This is a genomic window from Lacicoccus kunmingensis DSM 17847 (genome assembly GCF_059568765.1).
Genome location: NZ_JCANUC010000002.1, coordinates 1 through 16,579, shown reverse-complemented (window position 1 = coordinate 16,579; position 16,579 = coordinate 1). Strand labels below are relative to the sequence as shown.

24 protein-coding genes and 1 pseudogene are annotated in these 16,579 nt (G+C 36.1%); 18 read left to right on the top strand and 7 right to left on the bottom strand.

Going from position 1 to position 16,579, the window contains the following annotated elements:
- Positions 1-25: 25 nt before the first annotated feature.
- Positions 26-448, bottom strand: coding sequence for a universal stress protein (locus tag BO48_RS02490; RefSeq protein WP_496365861.1), 423 nt, complete (start codon positions 446-448; stop codon positions 26-28).
- 260 nt (positions 449-708) lie between these two features.
- Between BO48_RS02490 and BO48_RS02485 the strand changes: the two genes are divergently transcribed.
- From BO48_RS02485 to BO48_RS02475, 3 genes are all read left to right on the top strand, one after another.
- Positions 709-843 carry a hypothetical protein gene (locus BO48_RS02485; RefSeq protein WP_496365860.1) on the top strand — a complete coding sequence of 45 codons (135 nt, stop codon included), beginning with the start codon at positions 709-711 and terminating at the stop codon, positions 841-843.
- A gap of 20 nt (positions 844-863) precedes the next feature.
- Entirely contained in the window at positions 864-1,088 is a 225-nt protein-coding gene (locus BO48_RS02480; protein ID WP_496365859.1) for a hypothetical protein, read from the top strand.
- Between the two features lie 72 nt (positions 1,089-1,160).
- Entirely contained in the window at positions 1,161-1,382 is a 222-nt protein-coding gene (locus BO48_RS02475) for a hypothetical protein (RefSeq protein ID WP_496365858.1), read from the top strand.
- Between the two features lie 25 nt (positions 1,383-1,407).
- Here the strand turns inward: BO48_RS02475 and BO48_RS02470 are convergent, their stop codons facing one another.
- From BO48_RS02470 to BO48_RS02455, 4 genes are all read right to left on the bottom strand, one after another.
- Entirely contained in the window at positions 1,408-2,253 is an 846-nt protein-coding gene (locus BO48_RS02470) for a CPBP family intramembrane glutamic endopeptidase (RefSeq protein WP_496365857.1), read from the bottom strand.
- 68 nt (positions 2,254-2,321) lie between these two features.
- Positions 2,322-2,921 carry an ABC-2 transporter permease gene (locus tag BO48_RS02465; RefSeq protein ID WP_496365856.1) on the bottom strand — a complete coding sequence of 200 codons (600 nt, stop codon included), beginning with the start codon at positions 2,919-2,921 and terminating at the stop codon, positions 2,322-2,324.
- Position 2,922: 1 nt separating this feature from the next.
- A complete protein-coding gene (locus tag BO48_RS02460) occupies positions 2,923-3,780 on the bottom strand; it encodes an ABC transporter ATP-binding protein (RefSeq protein ID WP_496365855.1) in 858 nt (285 codons plus the stop codon).
- A gap of 4 nt (positions 3,781-3,784) precedes the next feature.
- Positions 3,785-4,156: a GntR family transcriptional regulator gene (locus tag BO48_RS02455; protein ID WP_496365854.1), complete on the bottom strand. Its 372-nt coding sequence runs from the start codon at positions 4,154-4,156 to the stop codon at positions 3,785-3,787.
- A 204-nt stretch (positions 4,157-4,360) separates the two neighbouring features.
- Between BO48_RS02455 and BO48_RS02450 the strand changes: the two genes are divergently transcribed.
- Both BO48_RS02450 and BO48_RS02445 read left to right on the top strand, forming a co-directional pair.
- Positions 4,361-4,981: a hypothetical protein gene (locus tag BO48_RS02450; RefSeq protein ID WP_496365853.1), complete on the top strand. Its 621-nt coding sequence runs from the start codon at positions 4,361-4,363 to the stop codon at positions 4,979-4,981.
- A gap of 102 nt (positions 4,982-5,083) precedes the next feature.
- Positions 5,084-5,461, top strand: a complete 378-nt coding sequence (locus BO48_RS02445; RefSeq protein ID WP_496365852.1) for a hypothetical protein — start codon at positions 5,084-5,086, stop codon at positions 5,459-5,461.
- Between the two features lie 571 nt (positions 5,462-6,032).
- Here BO48_RS02445 and BO48_RS02440 read toward each other — a convergent pair.
- Entirely contained in the window at positions 6,033-6,851 is an 819-nt protein-coding gene (locus BO48_RS02440) for an SDR family NAD(P)-dependent oxidoreductase (protein WP_496365851.1), read from the bottom strand.
- 265 nt (positions 6,852-7,116) lie between these two features.
- Between BO48_RS02440 and BO48_RS02435 the strand changes: the two genes are divergently transcribed.
- From BO48_RS02435 to BO48_RS02380, 12 genes and pseudogenes are all read left to right on the top strand, one after another.
- Positions 7,117-7,389, top strand: coding sequence for a YesK family protein (locus BO48_RS02435; protein ID WP_496365850.1), 273 nt, complete (start codon positions 7,117-7,119; stop codon positions 7,387-7,389).
- A 638-nt stretch (positions 7,390-8,027) separates the two neighbouring features.
- Positions 8,028-8,342 carry a YesK family protein gene (locus tag BO48_RS02430; protein WP_496365849.1) on the top strand — a complete coding sequence of 105 codons (315 nt, stop codon included), beginning with the start codon at positions 8,028-8,030 and terminating at the stop codon, positions 8,340-8,342.
- Positions 8,343-8,870: 528 nt separating this feature from the next.
- Positions 8,871-9,053 carry a hypothetical protein gene (locus BO48_RS02425; RefSeq protein WP_496365848.1) on the top strand — a complete coding sequence of 61 codons (183 nt, stop codon included), beginning with the start codon at positions 8,871-8,873 and terminating at the stop codon, positions 9,051-9,053.
- A 217-nt stretch (positions 9,054-9,270) separates the two neighbouring features.
- On the top strand, positions 9,271-10,140 hold the full coding sequence (locus BO48_RS02420) for an AraC family transcriptional regulator (RefSeq protein ID WP_496365847.1): 870 nt from the start codon (positions 9,271-9,273) through the stop codon (positions 10,138-10,140).
- A gap of 155 nt (positions 10,141-10,295) precedes the next feature.
- Positions 10,296-10,499 (top strand): hypothetical protein, encoded by a 204-nt coding sequence (locus BO48_RS02415; protein WP_496365846.1) that lies wholly within the window; start codon positions 10,296-10,298, stop codon positions 10,497-10,499.
- Positions 10,500-10,554: 55 nt separating this feature from the next.
- A complete protein-coding gene (locus BO48_RS02410) occupies positions 10,555-10,917 on the top strand; it encodes an HIT family protein (protein WP_496365845.1) in 363 nt (120 codons plus the stop codon).
- On the top strand, positions 10,901-11,320 hold the full coding sequence (gene fosB / locus BO48_RS02405) for a FosB/FosD family fosfomycin resistance bacillithiol transferase (RefSeq protein ID WP_496365844.1): 420 nt from the start codon (positions 10,901-10,903) through the stop codon (positions 11,318-11,320). The genes BO48_RS02410 and fosB overlap by 17 nt, the downstream gene beginning before the upstream one ends.
- A 19-nt stretch (positions 11,321-11,339) precedes the next feature.
- Entirely contained in the window at positions 11,340-11,837 is a 498-nt protein-coding gene (locus tag BO48_RS02400) for a GNAT family N-acetyltransferase (RefSeq protein ID WP_496365843.1), read from the top strand.
- A gap of 25 nt (positions 11,838-11,862) precedes the next feature.
- The gene (locus BO48_RS02395; RefSeq protein WP_496365842.1) at positions 11,863-12,372 is read left to right on the top strand and encodes a GNAT family N-acetyltransferase; all 510 of its coding nucleotides are present in this window, start codon (positions 11,863-11,865) and stop codon (positions 12,370-12,372) included.
- 39 nt (positions 12,373-12,411) lie between these two features.
- Positions 12,412-13,426 (top strand): annotated as a pseudogene (locus BO48_RS02390) (S66 family peptidase).
- Positions 13,427-13,465: 39 nt separating this feature from the next.
- A complete protein-coding gene (locus BO48_RS02385; protein ID WP_496365841.1) occupies positions 13,466-14,206 on the top strand; it encodes a hypothetical protein in 741 nt (246 codons plus the stop codon).
- Between the two features lie 15 nt (positions 14,207-14,221).
- On the top strand, positions 14,222-14,698 hold the full coding sequence (locus tag BO48_RS02380) for a GNAT family N-acetyltransferase (RefSeq protein ID WP_496365840.1): 477 nt from the start codon (positions 14,222-14,224) through the stop codon (positions 14,696-14,698).
- A 495-nt stretch (positions 14,699-15,193) separates the two neighbouring features.
- On the opposite strand, the gene BO48_RS02375 is transcribed toward BO48_RS02380, so the two are convergent.
- The gene (locus BO48_RS02375) at positions 15,194-15,541 is read right to left on the bottom strand and encodes a DUF6176 family protein (protein ID WP_496365839.1); all 348 of its coding nucleotides are present in this window, start codon (positions 15,539-15,541) and stop codon (positions 15,194-15,196) included.
- A 191-nt stretch (positions 15,542-15,732) separates the two neighbouring features.
- On the opposite strand from BO48_RS02375, the gene BO48_RS02370 reads away from it, so the two are divergent.
- The coding region (locus tag BO48_RS02370) for an IS30 family transposase (protein ID WP_496365838.1) at positions 15,733-16,579 on the top strand (847 nt) is incomplete at its 3' end.

The following is a 16,579-nucleotide window of genomic DNA, read 5'->3' as shown; positions in this document are numbered from 1 at the left end:
GGAAGTGCCTTTTACATAACAGAATTTACTTAACAATCATTACAGGCGTATTCACGCGTTTAGCAATTTTGTGTGTCACGTGGCCGAGTACATGTTTGATATCCATTTTTGAACGTCTGTTACTCATGACCACAATTTCATAATCATTTTCGTTAATCTCTTTTAAAAGTTCCTGGACGACACGGCCTGTTTCGATTTTAATATTATAATTCAAACCCAGTTGCTCCAGCTGATTGGTGAATGGTTTTAAATCCTCAACCTTATCTTCAGATATCTCATCAAAATGTTTACCATGATATTTAACGTTATCTGCCATTTCATTTTCTGAAATGACGTTGAATATCGTGATGATTGAATCCTCGCTTTTCTCTGTAAGATTCACCAGTTGGTCCGGGACATTAGTGAATGAATTTCCAAAATCATACGGTAATAAGATCTTTTTATACATATATACACATCCTTCATTTATTTCTTTAACTGACAGTAACTACTATATGTCGTCAATATTATATTAGATTTCCCTAATTATTAAAAGAATAACTTTAAACAGACATTAGAAAATTTCAAAAACCCTCTACCAATATGGTATCATTTCAAATGATGCAAAGGGTGAAATTCGAACTCAATAATGTGAAATTTCTATTAGGTACTGATGACCATCCGGGGTGAGCCCACTAATATTTGAAAAGATAAAAGGAGAAATATAATATGATGGATTTTCTAGGTGCAAATCCATATCTTATCGTACTCGCACTTATTGTCTCAGTGATTATTGCGATGCGGATACAAAGAAAACAAGTAAAGGTAAATTCAAACAAAATGTACAGAAGCCCGGATTCTTAAAAACTTTCTTTACGAGAGTGATGATGCTGCTGACAATTCTGATGGGAGGCTTTACAGTAATCGGATCAATCATGGGAGAAATGGAAATGGCCATCGTCTTCTCGGTGATATTTATCATTTTTGCGATACTGACATACTTTATGGGACGTAAGTTTGATACAACTTACCAGGAGACCGATGATTACTTTATTCTTAGAAAGAGGAAAGAAGAATATAAAGTATTTTTTGAAAATATTACATATTGAAATTGGGGCGCTGACAGCGAGATATTTATCCTAGATGGTACAAAATCTGACAATGAATTTATAAGTATCAGAATGGATTATTTCAATCCTGAATTCCTGATCAGAACACTGGCCGATATGACTTTCGATAATAAATTTCCACGCAGGGAATTTGACGTATATCCAGGCGACTCGATGCAGAAAAAAGAAATGGTGCAGTTCCTGCACTGGACAGATCATAAATACCTCGTCAAAGATGAGTACATTGAAGAGATAGGTGAACTGGACGGCATGCATTGGTCTGAACATAAATAATATTTAAAAAGCAGTCTGCAGAAAATTATTTTTCTGCAGACTGTTTTTTCTTTAATAGAATAATCAATATGAATATCATTGATAATAGCAGTATAGCTATAGACAGTGTAAAGCCCAGCATCAGGACCAATTCATCTTCATACTTTATAATTGAAGACTGGCTAAGTTCGTAAGGCGTAAAAAGATAACGCGCTAGTGTAAGATACCCTAAATGAAACCCGACGGATATCCATATATTTCCGCTCAATTCACTTAGCAGGGCAAGTACAATGCCAAATACAAAGAGTAAAATAAACTGAATAGAATTTAATAATAGTATTTTAACAGATTCCATCCCTGTAACTACTTGTAGTACATTCACTGTAAAAGCGACCAGAACAAATATTAATGCCTGAATGAAGATGGAAACCCAGATGGAATAATTGTTCCGTAGTACGTCATAAACGAGTCCTCTAATAGCCAGCTCTTCTGGTAAAGCTTCATAGAAAAATGCGACGAACAGAGTGAATAAGAAGGGAGCGATCCACTCGTGGAGGGAATTCCATTGAATAATATTTATCCATCCTACAAAATTTATTATAAGAAAAATTACTATTCCAAAAGACCAGGCAATTATTAATCCGCTAAATATGTGATATGCACTTTTAAGAGAGTATGAACTGCGTTCAGCTCTGTTATTATGGAAGTTATATAACCATAAAATTATTGGTATTACAAATCCGCTCATAACAGCTGCCTGTATTATCTGTCGGGCAATTTCATCAGCACCAAAGTATTCTTCAGCAAAATTCCCAGAAATAACTGCTATAAAGAGACCAGCTGATAATTTGGCCCATCCACCGAAAACCAATAATAATTTACTCTTCTTCATGAGGTAACATCTTCCAATGAATATTAATATAAAAAATTAATCAGCAGCTGTAAGTATATTTTAATAAGCTAAAAATCCTTTTTATTGTATATCATGTAAGTAATAAACCACGATATAAAATAAATGACCATAACAGTCGTCAACAAGCCTGTAAACAATAATAAGTGGTTGGTATCGGGCTCTGACAATAAAATTCCAAAATCTGATACTTGTTCGGAGAAGCTGCTCAATAATCCAACGCTGAGAACAAATGTGATTATAATGATTGTAGTGATGTTACCCTGCTTGAAAATTTGAAACAGAGGATATGTGAATGATGCGATAATTAAAAAGAATGAAACCCCAATGCCGATATCAAAAATGGTAAACGGTTTATCAAACAATACCAAGATCAAACTCACGAGCAGAACAGAAATCAATGTGTATACCAATGTGCCGATATATCTGTACAAAGTAATTTCCAATCTTGTATAGGGGAGTGAATTCAACAATTTATCCGAATTGACCTGCTCATCATAGGCCAGTGCATTATAAGGAATGTATAATGCTGCCACGGTAAATATTAGAAAAGGCGAGGACCATGTGAATACAAACAATAATATGAACGGTATGTACAGCCAAAGTAATTTCTTCTGTAATATTAAATCTCTTCTTAAAAGATATACCATTTTAATCACCTCCATTAAAAAAGTACATTATATCTTCTAAAGAAATCTTATCGATAACAATTTCATCTCCAAAAATTTCCGCAACTTCTTTAGTATTCTTTGTCATGGCTTCAAAAGTGTCACTTTTATAATTTATATACTCAAACGCCTCTACAGTGTCTCTGTCAATTAATGAACGGTCTCCTTTAACCAAAGAAAAATCATTTTGCAACGTATTGATTGAGTGATTAAAAATGATATTACCGTCCTTAATAAAAACAATGTAATCTGCAATTTTTTCAAGATCTGATGTAATATGAGTTGAAAAGAAAATGGTTTTATTTTCATCAATCATAATTTCCTGCAGTGTATTCAATAATTCCTTTCTAAATACAGGATCCAGACCAGCTGTAGGTTCATCCATAATAATCAGTTCAGGGTTATGGGAAAGTGCCAAGACGAGCGATGCTTTCATACGCATACCTTTCGAAAAATCTTTGATCGATTTACGCAATGGCAAATTGAATTTTTCGATGTAATATTTAAATGCTTTCTTATCCCAGTTTTGATATGCAGGTGCAATGATCTTCTCTAAATCCCGAAGATTTAACCCTTCGTAATAAACATTGTCGTCGTATACAAAACCAATATTCTGTTTAATATCCTTCTCATTTTCCCTATGTGCCATGCCGAATATTTCCAGATGACCAGAATCAGGTTTAATCAAATTCATAATCATTTTTATAGTTGTAGATTTTCCTGAGCCATTAGCACCGACAAACCCTGTCACATAACCTTTGTTAATACTTAAATTAAGATTCTTTATAGAGAAGCCTGAAAAACTTTTGCTTACATTTTCTAATTCGATGACTTTTTCCATGTGTTCACTCCTTATAAAATATATTCAGCATTTCCGTTAATTCTTCCAGACTGATACCGATTTCCTTACTGTTTGCGACGACGGACTGGAGCTGTTCTTCTACAGCCTGCATTTTCTTCTCCTTGATCAGCGCGATGTTATTTTCACTGACAAATGAACCTTTTCCGACGATTGAAAAGATGAAACGTTCCTTTTCCAGTTCATCATAGGCTCTCTTGACCGTAATTACACTGACACTAAGATCATGAGCGAGCTTTCTCATGGAGGGCAGACCTTCACCATCTTTTAACTCATCAGAGAGAATCAATGATTTGATCTGCTCGTAAATCTGGCTGTAAAAAGGTTCTTTGGAGCTATTTGATAATAATATTTTCATGCTTTAACCTCTATAACATTCATATTTTAATACATATTATATTGTTACTATACAATATATACAATGATAACACTTTTATCAACAGTTAATTTAAAATTAATGCAGAGTTATGTTGTCAGTTATTATCTCTTTGTTATACTGAACAAACTAATATATTTTCAGAAATGATTGAATTATTTCATATTTTTGAAGGAGATTTGTACTATGAACAGCGGTATTTTAACTTTTATAATAACGGGTATTTTGATAGGGTTCGCGGTTTTCATAAGGAAAAAGTTTGCGAAGCCCAAATCTGAGAATGACGTACAACGTCCGGGGACATTCAATATTTTTATTTTGAGGTTTATTACACTGCTGGCGATTCTCTGTGTGATCCCTGCACTCCTTGGTTTAATTGCGGGTGAGTTTGAAATGGGTATTGTATTTGGAATTATGGCAGTATTGTTTGGTCTGGCATCTGTGATCATAAAACGTGAATATGATATGTCCTATCAGGAGACTGATGAATATTTCATATTGAAAGCGAAGAACAAGGAACATCGGGTATTCTACAAAAATATTATCGATTGGCAACCCGGGTATAACGAAATGAAAGTACTCGATGAATCAAGGTCCGACATGGAGTATGTAAGGGTGAACACCGCTATTTTACGGCCTGATATCCTGCTCAGGACAATAGTGGAAATGACATTCCAGGGTAAGTTTCAAAGAATAGATGAACTGGAACATGATGACCCATACAGGAAACATGAAATTGTGAATTCTCTTATCAATAACGGTTATGGCCATCTGGTCGAAGATTGCAACGAAAAATTTGGAGTATAAAAACAATACTTATAATTAATATGATAGGATAAAAATATAGTAAATGTGATATTCAACAATTTTTAAAAGGTGAAGCGTATGCACTTAAAAGTTTGGTTTCTGATGACAATGTTATATGTATCACTGTTGTGGTCATTCATTGCTGACTTTTTTCATGATGCCGGTTGGACGTCAACGACAGTAAAATACGGACCGATGGCATTGACATGGTTATTTATTTTCGTTCTGGCAATATTTGAAGCTTTAAACAAAAAAGAACATAATGAGTCAGACAGCGACAAATCAGAAACTACCGGCAATTTTATGAAATTATGTGCTTTACTATTTATGTGGTTTATAGTCGCAGCGATGAATTTCCTGGTCGGTGAACCGAAAATGGATCTTTTAAATATATACAGTCCAGAGTTCTGGATATTCCTGATAATGATACCGTCTCTCGCTTTATTTCATTATAAAAGGAAAACGGATGGGGTTTCATAAAATTAAAGCCTGTTAAAGAAAGGGATAAAAAAATGTTGAGCAAAGAGCAGGAAAAGAGTTTAGACACATATTTGAACTGGCTGCCATTCGTAGGTTTGGTAATCAGTATTATTACAGCGGTGTTTTTGCTTGGGGTCATGGACTATTCATTGAACCTTGATGTTATAATTTATATATTAACGCCATTTTTAGCACATGTTTTCTTGATTTACTTACCTGTTAAACTAGTTTCAAAATTATAAGGTATGAAGGAGAGATATACTTGATTAAAGAATTATTCGAATCATTTTCAATTCTAAAAATTACTATGATAGCATTCTTGATCAGTGGCGTATTTACTTTCAATTACTTGTTTATAAGTGATATATTCACTTGGATCAGTTCATATTTTTAAGAGAATGATTCCCGTCAGTGGGTAGAAAGATATCATGATATAAGATTAAGCATGAATATTTAAACAAATATAAACACCGGACAATTTTGTCCGGTGTTTATATTATCTCTGAGGAAATAGTGTCTTGTAATTTAAAGGCAGTTATTGAATTCCACTAAAGTTATAAATACATGCTAATCAAATATATGCCTGTAAGTTATATCTCGTAATTCTTTTCAACTGATCTCTGGCCTCTATCTCATAAGCCTGTCCCAGTGCTTTCGAACGATTCTTACCATCAAAGAATTCTCCCGTAATCTCCTCAGCAGTTGCCAGTGCTGTCACAGCATCCAATCCCTGTTTTACAGATGTCTGTGAACTTCCGAAATGTCGTTGAACCATGTTTGTATCCATGAGTGTGGAGGGATGGATGGCATTGACACTGATGCCTTTATCAGCCAGTTCATCAGCAAGATCGAACGTGAACATGATCAATGCAAGTTTACTGCGTGAATATGCCAGAAAATCATCATAATTATTTTCAGTGCCCAGGTCATCAAAATCAAGTTCCGCCTGACCGATAGAAGCGATATTAATGATTTTTGAATCATCTTTCATTAAAGGCAGTAATTTTCTGGTGAAAAGTACTTGTGAAAGATAATTCACTGCCCACACCAACTCGTAACCATCTTTGCTTGTTTCACGTTGGTTATCTGACACTGGGCCGCCACCGATACCTGCATTATTAATCAGTATATCGATTTGTTCATTATCCGACAGTATATCTTCAGTGACACCTGCGACAGACTCAAGTGAGGAGAAGTCACCGTTGTAGTACTTCAGCTTGTCATTGCCAGTCTTATTTCTAATATCATCGACTGACTGTTGTCCTTTAGTTTCATTCCTTCCATGCAGCAGCACCTTCGCATCTTTTTCGGCAAACCATTCAGCAGTTGCTTTGCCGAGTCCGTCTGTTGACCCTGTAATTAACACTGTAGATTCAGATATCTGTTTCATTGAAAACTTCCTTTCCTTTAATTTTTATGAAATATTTCTGTGAAATGTCAATTTAAAATAAAATCCTGGTCATTAACTGCTTACCCTTAAAAAGTACTCAAAATTCACCTGAAAGAAATTTATATTTTACTATTTGTTTAATAGTTGGATGATACGGTAAAAATATATTAAAAGGTTAAAGATACAATGTTAATTTTCATATTAGTTTTTATCAATATGGGTACTATGTTGGCAGTTTTATAGAAGTATTAAGAGGAGGGGGAAGATGGATGCTTTAATGTTAGAGGGATGGACTCCAATACTCCTGATAGGTTTAGGTTTTGCGGTTTTATTTATAATTTTTTCTCGCAGCATTTCAAGGAAATCTTTATATTCGGTCGCTGTTATTTCAAGTCTAATCTGCATTGCGGTAGTTATTTACAGCCTGATCGGTATTGGAGGTTGGGACGGAGTAGGTGTATTATTCCTTACCGTCACAGTTTTTTTCGGAATATGGATAGGTACTATAGTTGGAGATGTTTTAATAAAAGAGAACTGATTTGCTACATCTAATCTATTCAATTATACAGATAAATAATGGTACAAATAGGAGAGATTAAAATGTTCAAGTACTTGGCAATAATATGTATCTTTCTAGTGATTATCCCTTTCTTCGGTCCAGAGCCGCTATATCCGATCTCGATATCCTTTCTTTCCGCTATATTGGGTACAATCTTTGGCTTATTAAGTATGAAAAAAGAAACAGGCATCTTAGGAAAGATCGCATTCATTATCAATGCATTATTAGTTTTATTAGGTGTTATGATTATATTATTTTCAATTATTTGGATACTTGGCGCAAGTTCCTAAGCTTACTATAAAGGAACTGGAAAATAAATGAGATCAAACAGGAGTGGTTGAAAATGGACAGAAAAACCAGATATATTATCATTGCTATAATCGTCATTGGTCTTGGCTTGGGTTCGCTTGGTTATTTTGGTTTGATGGAGTTTATCAAAAACTTTCCGATGAATGGTTGATACTTCGTATAATTCAAATAAGTTTTAAAAACAAAGTGGGGGTATGATGGAAGTACTATTAGGGTTTTTAGACATTGTAGCAGCAGCGATATCAGTTGGTTTTTTAATGAAAACAAAACTATGGAATAACGATGAAGAGAATAAGCATTAAATTTTTATGGGAGAAGTAAGCGATGATAGGCAGCCCATAAATAATCAGTTAAAGGGAGAGAGTTGGATGTTTTTCATACCTATGGGAGTTGGAATCATAGTTGGTCTTATTTTACTTTATACTTCGTCATTGATTAGAAAAAATTCTGGAAATCCGATTTTTGTAAATATCCTGGGTTACTCAGGTATCATTGCTGGTCTGATCTTGTTCGTTATCGGATATGTTTACGTCAGGGGATTTCAAGGTCTTGCTTATATAATGTGTGCTATCCCTATATTTATTTTCGCGATTATTGTACTTTTCAAAGATTCTTGTAGGTAGATTATTCAGAAATTACAACTGGATTTAATAAAAAAAATCATACTCACAACTAGTCGGAAAATATTTCGTTCATTGTCGGAGAGTATATCTTAAGCAGCCTGTACAACTGATTCAAGAGAGGAGAAGTCACCGTTATAGTCACTCAGCTTCTCATTACCCCTTTTATTTATAATCTCCTCGACTGTCTTTTGTCCTTTAGTTTAATCCCTTCCTTTCAGCAGCACTTTCTCAAATTTTCCAGCAAACCATCCTACAGTCGCTTAATCGAGTCCATCTGTTGAAACGGTAATTAAGATCGTGGATTCAGATAGTGGTTTTACTCAATCTCATTTTTTCTTTTACATGAACAAAATCCATTTGCTATTGAATTGATAATTTGTTTAAAAAAGCAATTATATGGTAAAAACGTAGTAAGAAGTCAAAACATTTCACCAATTTTAATGAAGAAGATTATACATTTCACAACATTAAATTGTTGGTTGTAGATAAAGTTGGTAGCTATCCTTTAATTATAGGGGAGGAATAAATGTGAATAAACAAATGAGATATTTAATTTTGGCAGTTCTTACCGGAATTATAGGTGGTTTGATACTTCCAGACGTAATTGATAATTTAATTTTGAGAGTTATTGCAATTGCAATCATTGTTTTTATAATTGGTACAGTGTTAGAGATGTTCAAACCTGAAGATGAAAAACAGATGAATAGATGAGATCTTGTATTAGCGACTCTAACTCTAATAAGCTTCAAACCACATCACTGTAGGTGTGGTTTTTTCTCTTCCTAATCCTACATTCGCGCTTGATAATAAAATAAATATCATATTAATAGTTTCGAGAGAAATTTCATCCGACTTAAATTGACATAAAAACATCGAGTGATTCTTTTCATTGGTGTGTAGCATAAGATTTGAAAGGAAGATGGAAATGATGATTAAAACATTAAACGATGTAATTGAATATATTGAAGAAAATCTTTCGAATGATATTAAAGTGGAGGGTGTTGCAAGTTTTGTAGGAGAATCCGATTATCATTTCAGGAAAATCTTTCAGTATATCAGTGGCATGCCACTCAGTGAATATATTAAAAAGAGAAAATTGGCCATGGCCAATCAGGATCTGGTGGATGGCGAGAGTGTGACATCTGTCGCATTCAAATATGGTTATCAGTCTATGGATGGTTTCACTAGAGCATTCAAAGCCTGGAGCGGTCATCTGCCTTCAGAGGTTAAACAGACTGGGACAATCATTTCATTTCCAAAACTTTCTTTCTATATCGATGTCAGAGGAGGAGAAAATATGGAAGTGAAAATCAAAGAGATGCCTGCATTCACGATTGCAGGAGTGAGTAAGAGAGTAGCGATGCAGTTCGAAGGTGTGAACAACGAAATTGTTGAACTTGCGGAGAGTATTACAGAAGAACAAAGAATAGAGATGCATAGGATTAAAAACCTTGAACCCAATCAGGTTGTAAATGCTGCATACGACGCAGATGAAAAATTATTAAAAGAAGAAGGCGATCTGACACATACAATAGGTGTAGTGACTACTGCAGAAGATATCAATTCAATTCTTGATACAGTCGCTGTTGATGCACACACTTGGGTAGTCCTTCCAAATGAAGGGAAGTTTCCGGAAACACTTCAAAATACAATGGCCCGGACATATTCGGAGTGGCTGCCATCTTCAAACTATGAATTGGTGGATGCACCAACATTTTCATTTACAATAATGGATGATGAAAAAGAAAGTTATGCTTACAGCGAAATATGGATTCCTGTAAAAGAAATGAAAAATTGATAAAGAAAGGTCACGGTCATATTGTAGACTGTGGCCTTTTCGTATTTTAAAGGACATAATATAAAGCTCATAAATATGTATTTATTAAACTAAATCTTTATAACTATTGAGATTTTATATATAATTATTCTTAATAGTTAGAAAAGAGGGATAATATGAAACTGAGAGTATTCAGAAGTTTATTCGGACTGTTATTTGTAGGAATTTTAGCGACGATGTATTTCATTAACCCTGAATTGATATCGTGGGCATTGTTCATCGTGGCAGTCATAGTATACTCGGTGTTTGAATTGATAATCAGTTTCTTCATCGGCCGGGACAGATCTGAGGATGACGATTATGAAAAGTCGGGGTACTAAAATGAATGACTGTGAGTTTTGTGATTTGAATATAAATGCCGGTCAAAAAATTATAATGGAAAATGAGAGCTGTTATTTCCTTCAATTGGACGAGCTGCAGAAAAAAGAGGGGACTCTGGAAGGCGCAGGTGTAATCATACCTAAAAACCATCGGGAGACAGTGTTTGATTTGACAGATCAGGAATGGACGGATACATATCATCTGCTGCGTAAAGTTAAGGTGCACATAGATAATAAGCATAAACCCGATGGCTATAATATTGGGTGGAATGTATATGAAACTGGTGGTCAGCATATCGGTCATACTCATATGCATATAATGCCGAGGTATCAGGATGAGAAGTTGGCGGGCAAAGGTGTAAGATCGCATTTGAAGGATAAAAGCAACGGGAGGACACAAAATGATCAAATCAGTTAATCATGTCACTTACTCTGTATCTGATTTACCCAGGTCCATCAGATTTTACAAAGATGTTTTAAAAGCAGAAATTTTAGTTGAGGGTAAGAAGACCGCTTATTTTAACATTGGCGGGCTCTGGCTTGCTTTGAATGAAGAGAAGAACATACCAAGAGAGGAAATCAAATATTCATATACCCACATGGCATTCAGCATATCTGATGGCGACTTTGATGAATGGTATCAATGGCTGGAGGACAATGAAGCGAATATTCTCGAAGGTCGCAAAAGAGATATTCGGGATAAGCAATCCGTTTATTTTACCGATCCCGACGGGCATAAACTTGAGCTGCATACAGGTACACTGGAAGACCGGTTGAATTATTATAAACAATCAAAACCGGATATGGACTTTTATGTGTAAAGAAGAGGAGAGAGTTTAATTGATTATAAGGAGCGCTACAACAGATGATGCCGCACAACTGACAACGCTCATGCAGCAGGTGGATCAAAGTTCACAATATATGCTTTGGGAAGCGGGAGAGAGAAATATACCAGCTGAAAATCAACTCAAAATGATTGATGGTATACAGAGGAAAGATAACTCTACAATACTGGTTGCTGAAGCAGGGGAAGAGTTGATCGGCTACATGTTCATTCTTGGCGGTAATGCAAGAAGACAAAGACATACAGCTTATATTGTCGTTGGCATACTTGAAGCACATAGAGGAAAGGGGATTGGTACCCGGTTATTCAGTGAAATGAACGAATGGGCATCAAACAATAATATACATCGCCTGGAACTCACGGTCGTTATTGACAATAAAGCAGGAGTCGCATTATATAAAAAGATGGGATTTGAAATCGAGGGCATCAAAAAAGATTCTCTTTTAATAAATGATAAATTTTACGATGAATACTACATGGCCAAAATTTTATAAGCTTTAATACATACGAGGTGCTGATATGAACTTTTATTTAAGAGATGTGAAGCGGACTGATGTAGAAGCCATACATAACTATGCCGCTTTGGAGGAAGTATCAAAATACCAGGGATGGGGACCGAACAGCCTGGAAGATACAGAAGAGCATGTGGAAATTGTTATGCACAGTGATGAGACGCATTATCATAAAGTTATTGTCGATCAGCAATCTGATAAGGTTATCGGAGCGATTGAAATGACGATTGATAAAGACAATGACAGCGGAGAAATCGGCTATATTTTACATCCGGATTTCTGGAACAGAGGAATTGCTACACATGCAGTGAATCAGCTACTCGATTATGGATTTAATGAATTGAAATTGAACAGAATATCAGCGGCGACTGATAAGAGAAACAAAGGATCCGAAAGAGTGATGCAAAAAGCAGGCATGACAAAAGAAGGCCTGCTGCGTGAGAACATCTTATTGAAGGATGGTTACAGAGATACATTGGTTTACAGTATCCTCTCCAGTGAATACATGTCAGGATGAATCACATAAGAATTTTTATTATAAAAGGTGGAGCATAAAATGATCGAATATCCTATATTGAATGAGAAAAATACAGTCGGTGTAACGGCGCCTTCATCCGGAGTGCCGGAAGTACTGCATAACTTGTTGAATGAGGCTTTTAAAAAGTTTGAAAGTAGATGCTACGAAGTGACTGCAGGAGAAACGATCTGGACTCAGAATAAGGCTAAATCATCTGACGCTTTGAAGAGAGCTGAAGAATTTAACAAAATGTTGGCAAATGATGAAATAGATATCATCATACCGCCGTGGGGCGGAGAGTTATTAATAGAAATACTGGAACATTTAGACTGGAACAACTTAAATCCCAAATGGATATTGGGGTATTCGGACATAAGTGCATTGCTCTTGGCAGTGACTTTAAAGACAGGCATAGCTACAGCGCACGGGACAAACCTGGTCGATTTAAGAGGTAAATACTCTGATGAGACCACTGCTATGTGGGAAAAGGTATTAAGTACAAAGGCCGGAAATTATGTAACTCAGCACTCTTCAGACAAGTTTTCAAAAAGAGTGGAATCATGAGAACCCTTCTGACTGTGTGTACCATCTTAATGAACCAACCGAGTGGAAGACGGTTGACGATGAACCAGTGGCTGTAAATGGCAGGCTGCTTGGAGGGTGTATAGATGTCATCAGACATTTAGTGGGAACACCATATGGCAATGTGAATGATTTCAGGAAAAACCATATTTTTGACGAGCCGATATTGTGGTATTTAGAGAACTGTGAACTAAATACAACAGATCTGAGGAGATTGCTGGTTCAGATGAAACTTGCAGGCTGGTTTGATAATTGTTCCGGTATTATGTTCGGCCGCAGTGCTGCGAATGATGCAGCAGATAACTATTTTATAAGTGATGTATACGAAGAATTGAATAACGAATTAGGCGTGCCGATCATATACGATATCGACTGCGGTCACGTTCCGCCACAGATGACTTTTATTAATGGCGCATATGCAGAAGTTGAGGTTAAAGATGGCAAAGGGACTCTTAAGCAAACTTTTAAATAAAACATTAGGTGCAGAAAAATTCATGTCAGGACTGTTTCAATGAAAAAGATATATGCATTTGAACATAAAAGTGATTTTGAAAAGTATCATGATATTATTGATAGATTCACATCAGGATTGAGTGAATATCAACAAATACTGGAAGAAGAATTTTCATTGAAAGATAAACCTAAAGCGGTTGTATGGACTACGGAAGAACTGGCTACAACTGTATTTTCTGAGGTGCCTATACCGGCTTATACTAATAAGGATTTAATATACATGTCTCCGGAAATTAAAGCATGGGAGAATATCTTTGAAGACCAGCTGAATGGCAAAGATTTGCCTGGGGTGAGACGATTTTATAAGGAAAATACAGAGAAGGAAATGCTTATCATTCTGGCTCATGAACTTACTCATCATTCAGATCTGTTTTTGGATGATTTTGACGAGGAATTAGATGAAGGCATTTGGTTTGAGGAAGGCATGTGCCTCTATCTGCCAAGAAAATTGCTCTTGAATAAAAGTGATTTCAATCAAGTTACCAATGTAGAAACTGAGTTATACAATGCATTTAAAGATGAATATGGGAATCATTCACTGGAAGCGTTCGGGAGCAGCTCATATCAAGGGACTTTATCCAGTATAATGTTTGATTATTGGCGAAGCTATCTGACGGTAAAATATCTGGTGGAAGTAAGGGCGGATAATGATATCGCAGCTGTTTTTGATGATTATCATAAATGGGGCAGGGAAGAGAGAAAAGTCACTCTCTCTAAATATTTTGATTTAGAAAATTAGATAAAGGAGTCTGCGATGATAAACAATAGGAGATTTAAAGAACAGGATGCGAAAGAAGTATCAGAAATGGTCAGAAGAACTTTAAGAGAGACGAACAGTAAAGATTACTCGGAAGAATATATTGAGAATGATGTCGCAAAAATAAATGAGAACTTTTTTATTGAAAGAAGTAGGTGGACGAACTGTTATGTCTTTACAGATGAAAAGACTGAAAGAATCATCGGTGTCGGTTCTATAGGATCATATTGGGGCAGTGAAACCGAAAGCAGCTTATTCACGATATTCGTTTCACCCGACTATCAAGGCAAAGGAATTGGGAAACAGATCATGGAGAAGCTGGAAAGTGATGAATATTTTCTGAGAGCAAAGCGTATAGAAATCCCAGCCTCCATCACCGCTTTATCTTTCTATCAAAAGTTGGGTTATGATTTTAAAAATGGTGTCGGTCAGGTAGATGAAGAAGGTTTGTATCGACTTGAGAAATTCAGGTAACATATTTTGTTAATATAGGCGTACTTCAAACAGGGTATTAAAATATTAATAGAGTGAGTTTTATATAAAAAGCATTATGAGAGCATCAACCGATGAAACATACTATGGAGTTCACGCACATATCATAGAATGCTACAACATTTACCGTAAGAAGTGATTCTGAATGGGTGAAAAATCGAAAAATTTTTAAGTATGGTTACGGGCAGGCTATTGGCACAAAGAATGAAATTATGGATGCTCTGAATTTTGAAATTGATGACTTCTTAAATGTTGAAATAAGAACAAAAAAATTTAAGTTTTCCAGGTGAATGGCAAAATTTTTTAAGAATAACGGAACGTATGAATATTTGCAGACAGTTGATTGGGGAGCAGCTCAGAATAAAGAGAAATGGTAATAAAGATTAATATAGATATAATTAGAACCCGGTATCGAAAAGATTGATAAACACCGGGTTCTTAATAATGAATATAGTTATTAATCGTATATTTAAATAATTAATTCATACTTTCTCTTACTTTTCTGGGGATCATGACCACTTCTGTTGACAGGTCCATTGGCTTAAATGTCTTATCAATACACTCTTCCCAGTATTTTAAATGCTTTTTATCAATCCAATGCTCAGATTCTTCGACTTCAATACCGCCATATCCCTGGACTGAATACCAATAAAGATATTCTGCTCCATTCCATATTTCCCGGTGTATTGACTCAACGTACATCTTTTCACCTTCCAGAGTGACAAGTACATCTTCAATATTATCTTTCAAAAATTTCAGCCATTCATCCACCACCACTTCAGATTTACCTGGTTTCACTCTAAATCTTGTAATCTCAATTTCCATTTTCAACCTCCTATAATCAGAAAGAAATAATATCTGTTCTGATAATTTACACCACTTTGGTATAATTATTTGATATGTTCTACTGTTTGGTGGATTTTATAATGAACTTAGCCACCTTTGATACAAAAAACGCCATGTGAATTTCATGTTATATTGAAGTTAGCAGACTCTCAATAAAGGAATGAAATCACATGACGCAATTTCATGATAACACTGAATCCATCAAAGACAAACACCTCACCAAAGATGAACGGGCCCAAATCGAGGTGTTAAAGAAAGAAAAATACTCCAACCGTGCGATTGCCCGCCGTTTAAGACGCGCACCTCAAACGATTAATAACGAAATCAATCGCGGCACTGTTCGGCAAATCGCCCGCCAGAAACAGAAGGGTAAGACCTATGATTATGAGTATTATGTCTATGACCCGGGCTATGCCCAAACACGCTATGAAACCAACCGTCTTCACTCTGGCCGGCGACCGAAATGGAGCCAATCCAATGCATTTGTCGACTGGGCAGATGCACAGATGCTGGAGCACCACTGGTCACCGGATGCGGTCGTCGGTGCTGCGAAACAGGCGGATCTGTTCCCTGCTGAGCTGATGCCATGTACGACGACACTGTACAACTGGATTGACCGGCATATCATGCGCACGAAGAACCTCAATCTATCAGAGAAGCTGGGCCGCAATACAAAATCAAAAACGCGCAAGGACCGTGAACACAAACGTGATTTGGGGCCGTCGATCTCTGGCCGGCCGGAAGCTGTCGAATCCCGGGAGACATTCGGTCACTGGGAAATCGACACAGTCATCGGTGCGAGACACAAGGATGATGTGTTGTTGCTGACACTCGCGGAGCGACAGACCCGATTTGAAGTGCTGTTAAAAATTGATGGCAAGGACGCGCAATCCGTCACTGAGGCGATTGAATCACTCGTTGAACGGGCCGGTGACCACATGCCGTCGTTATTCAAGACCATCACATCGGATAATGGCTCTGAATTCAGTGCACTTCATGAAACCTTGAAGCATGTGA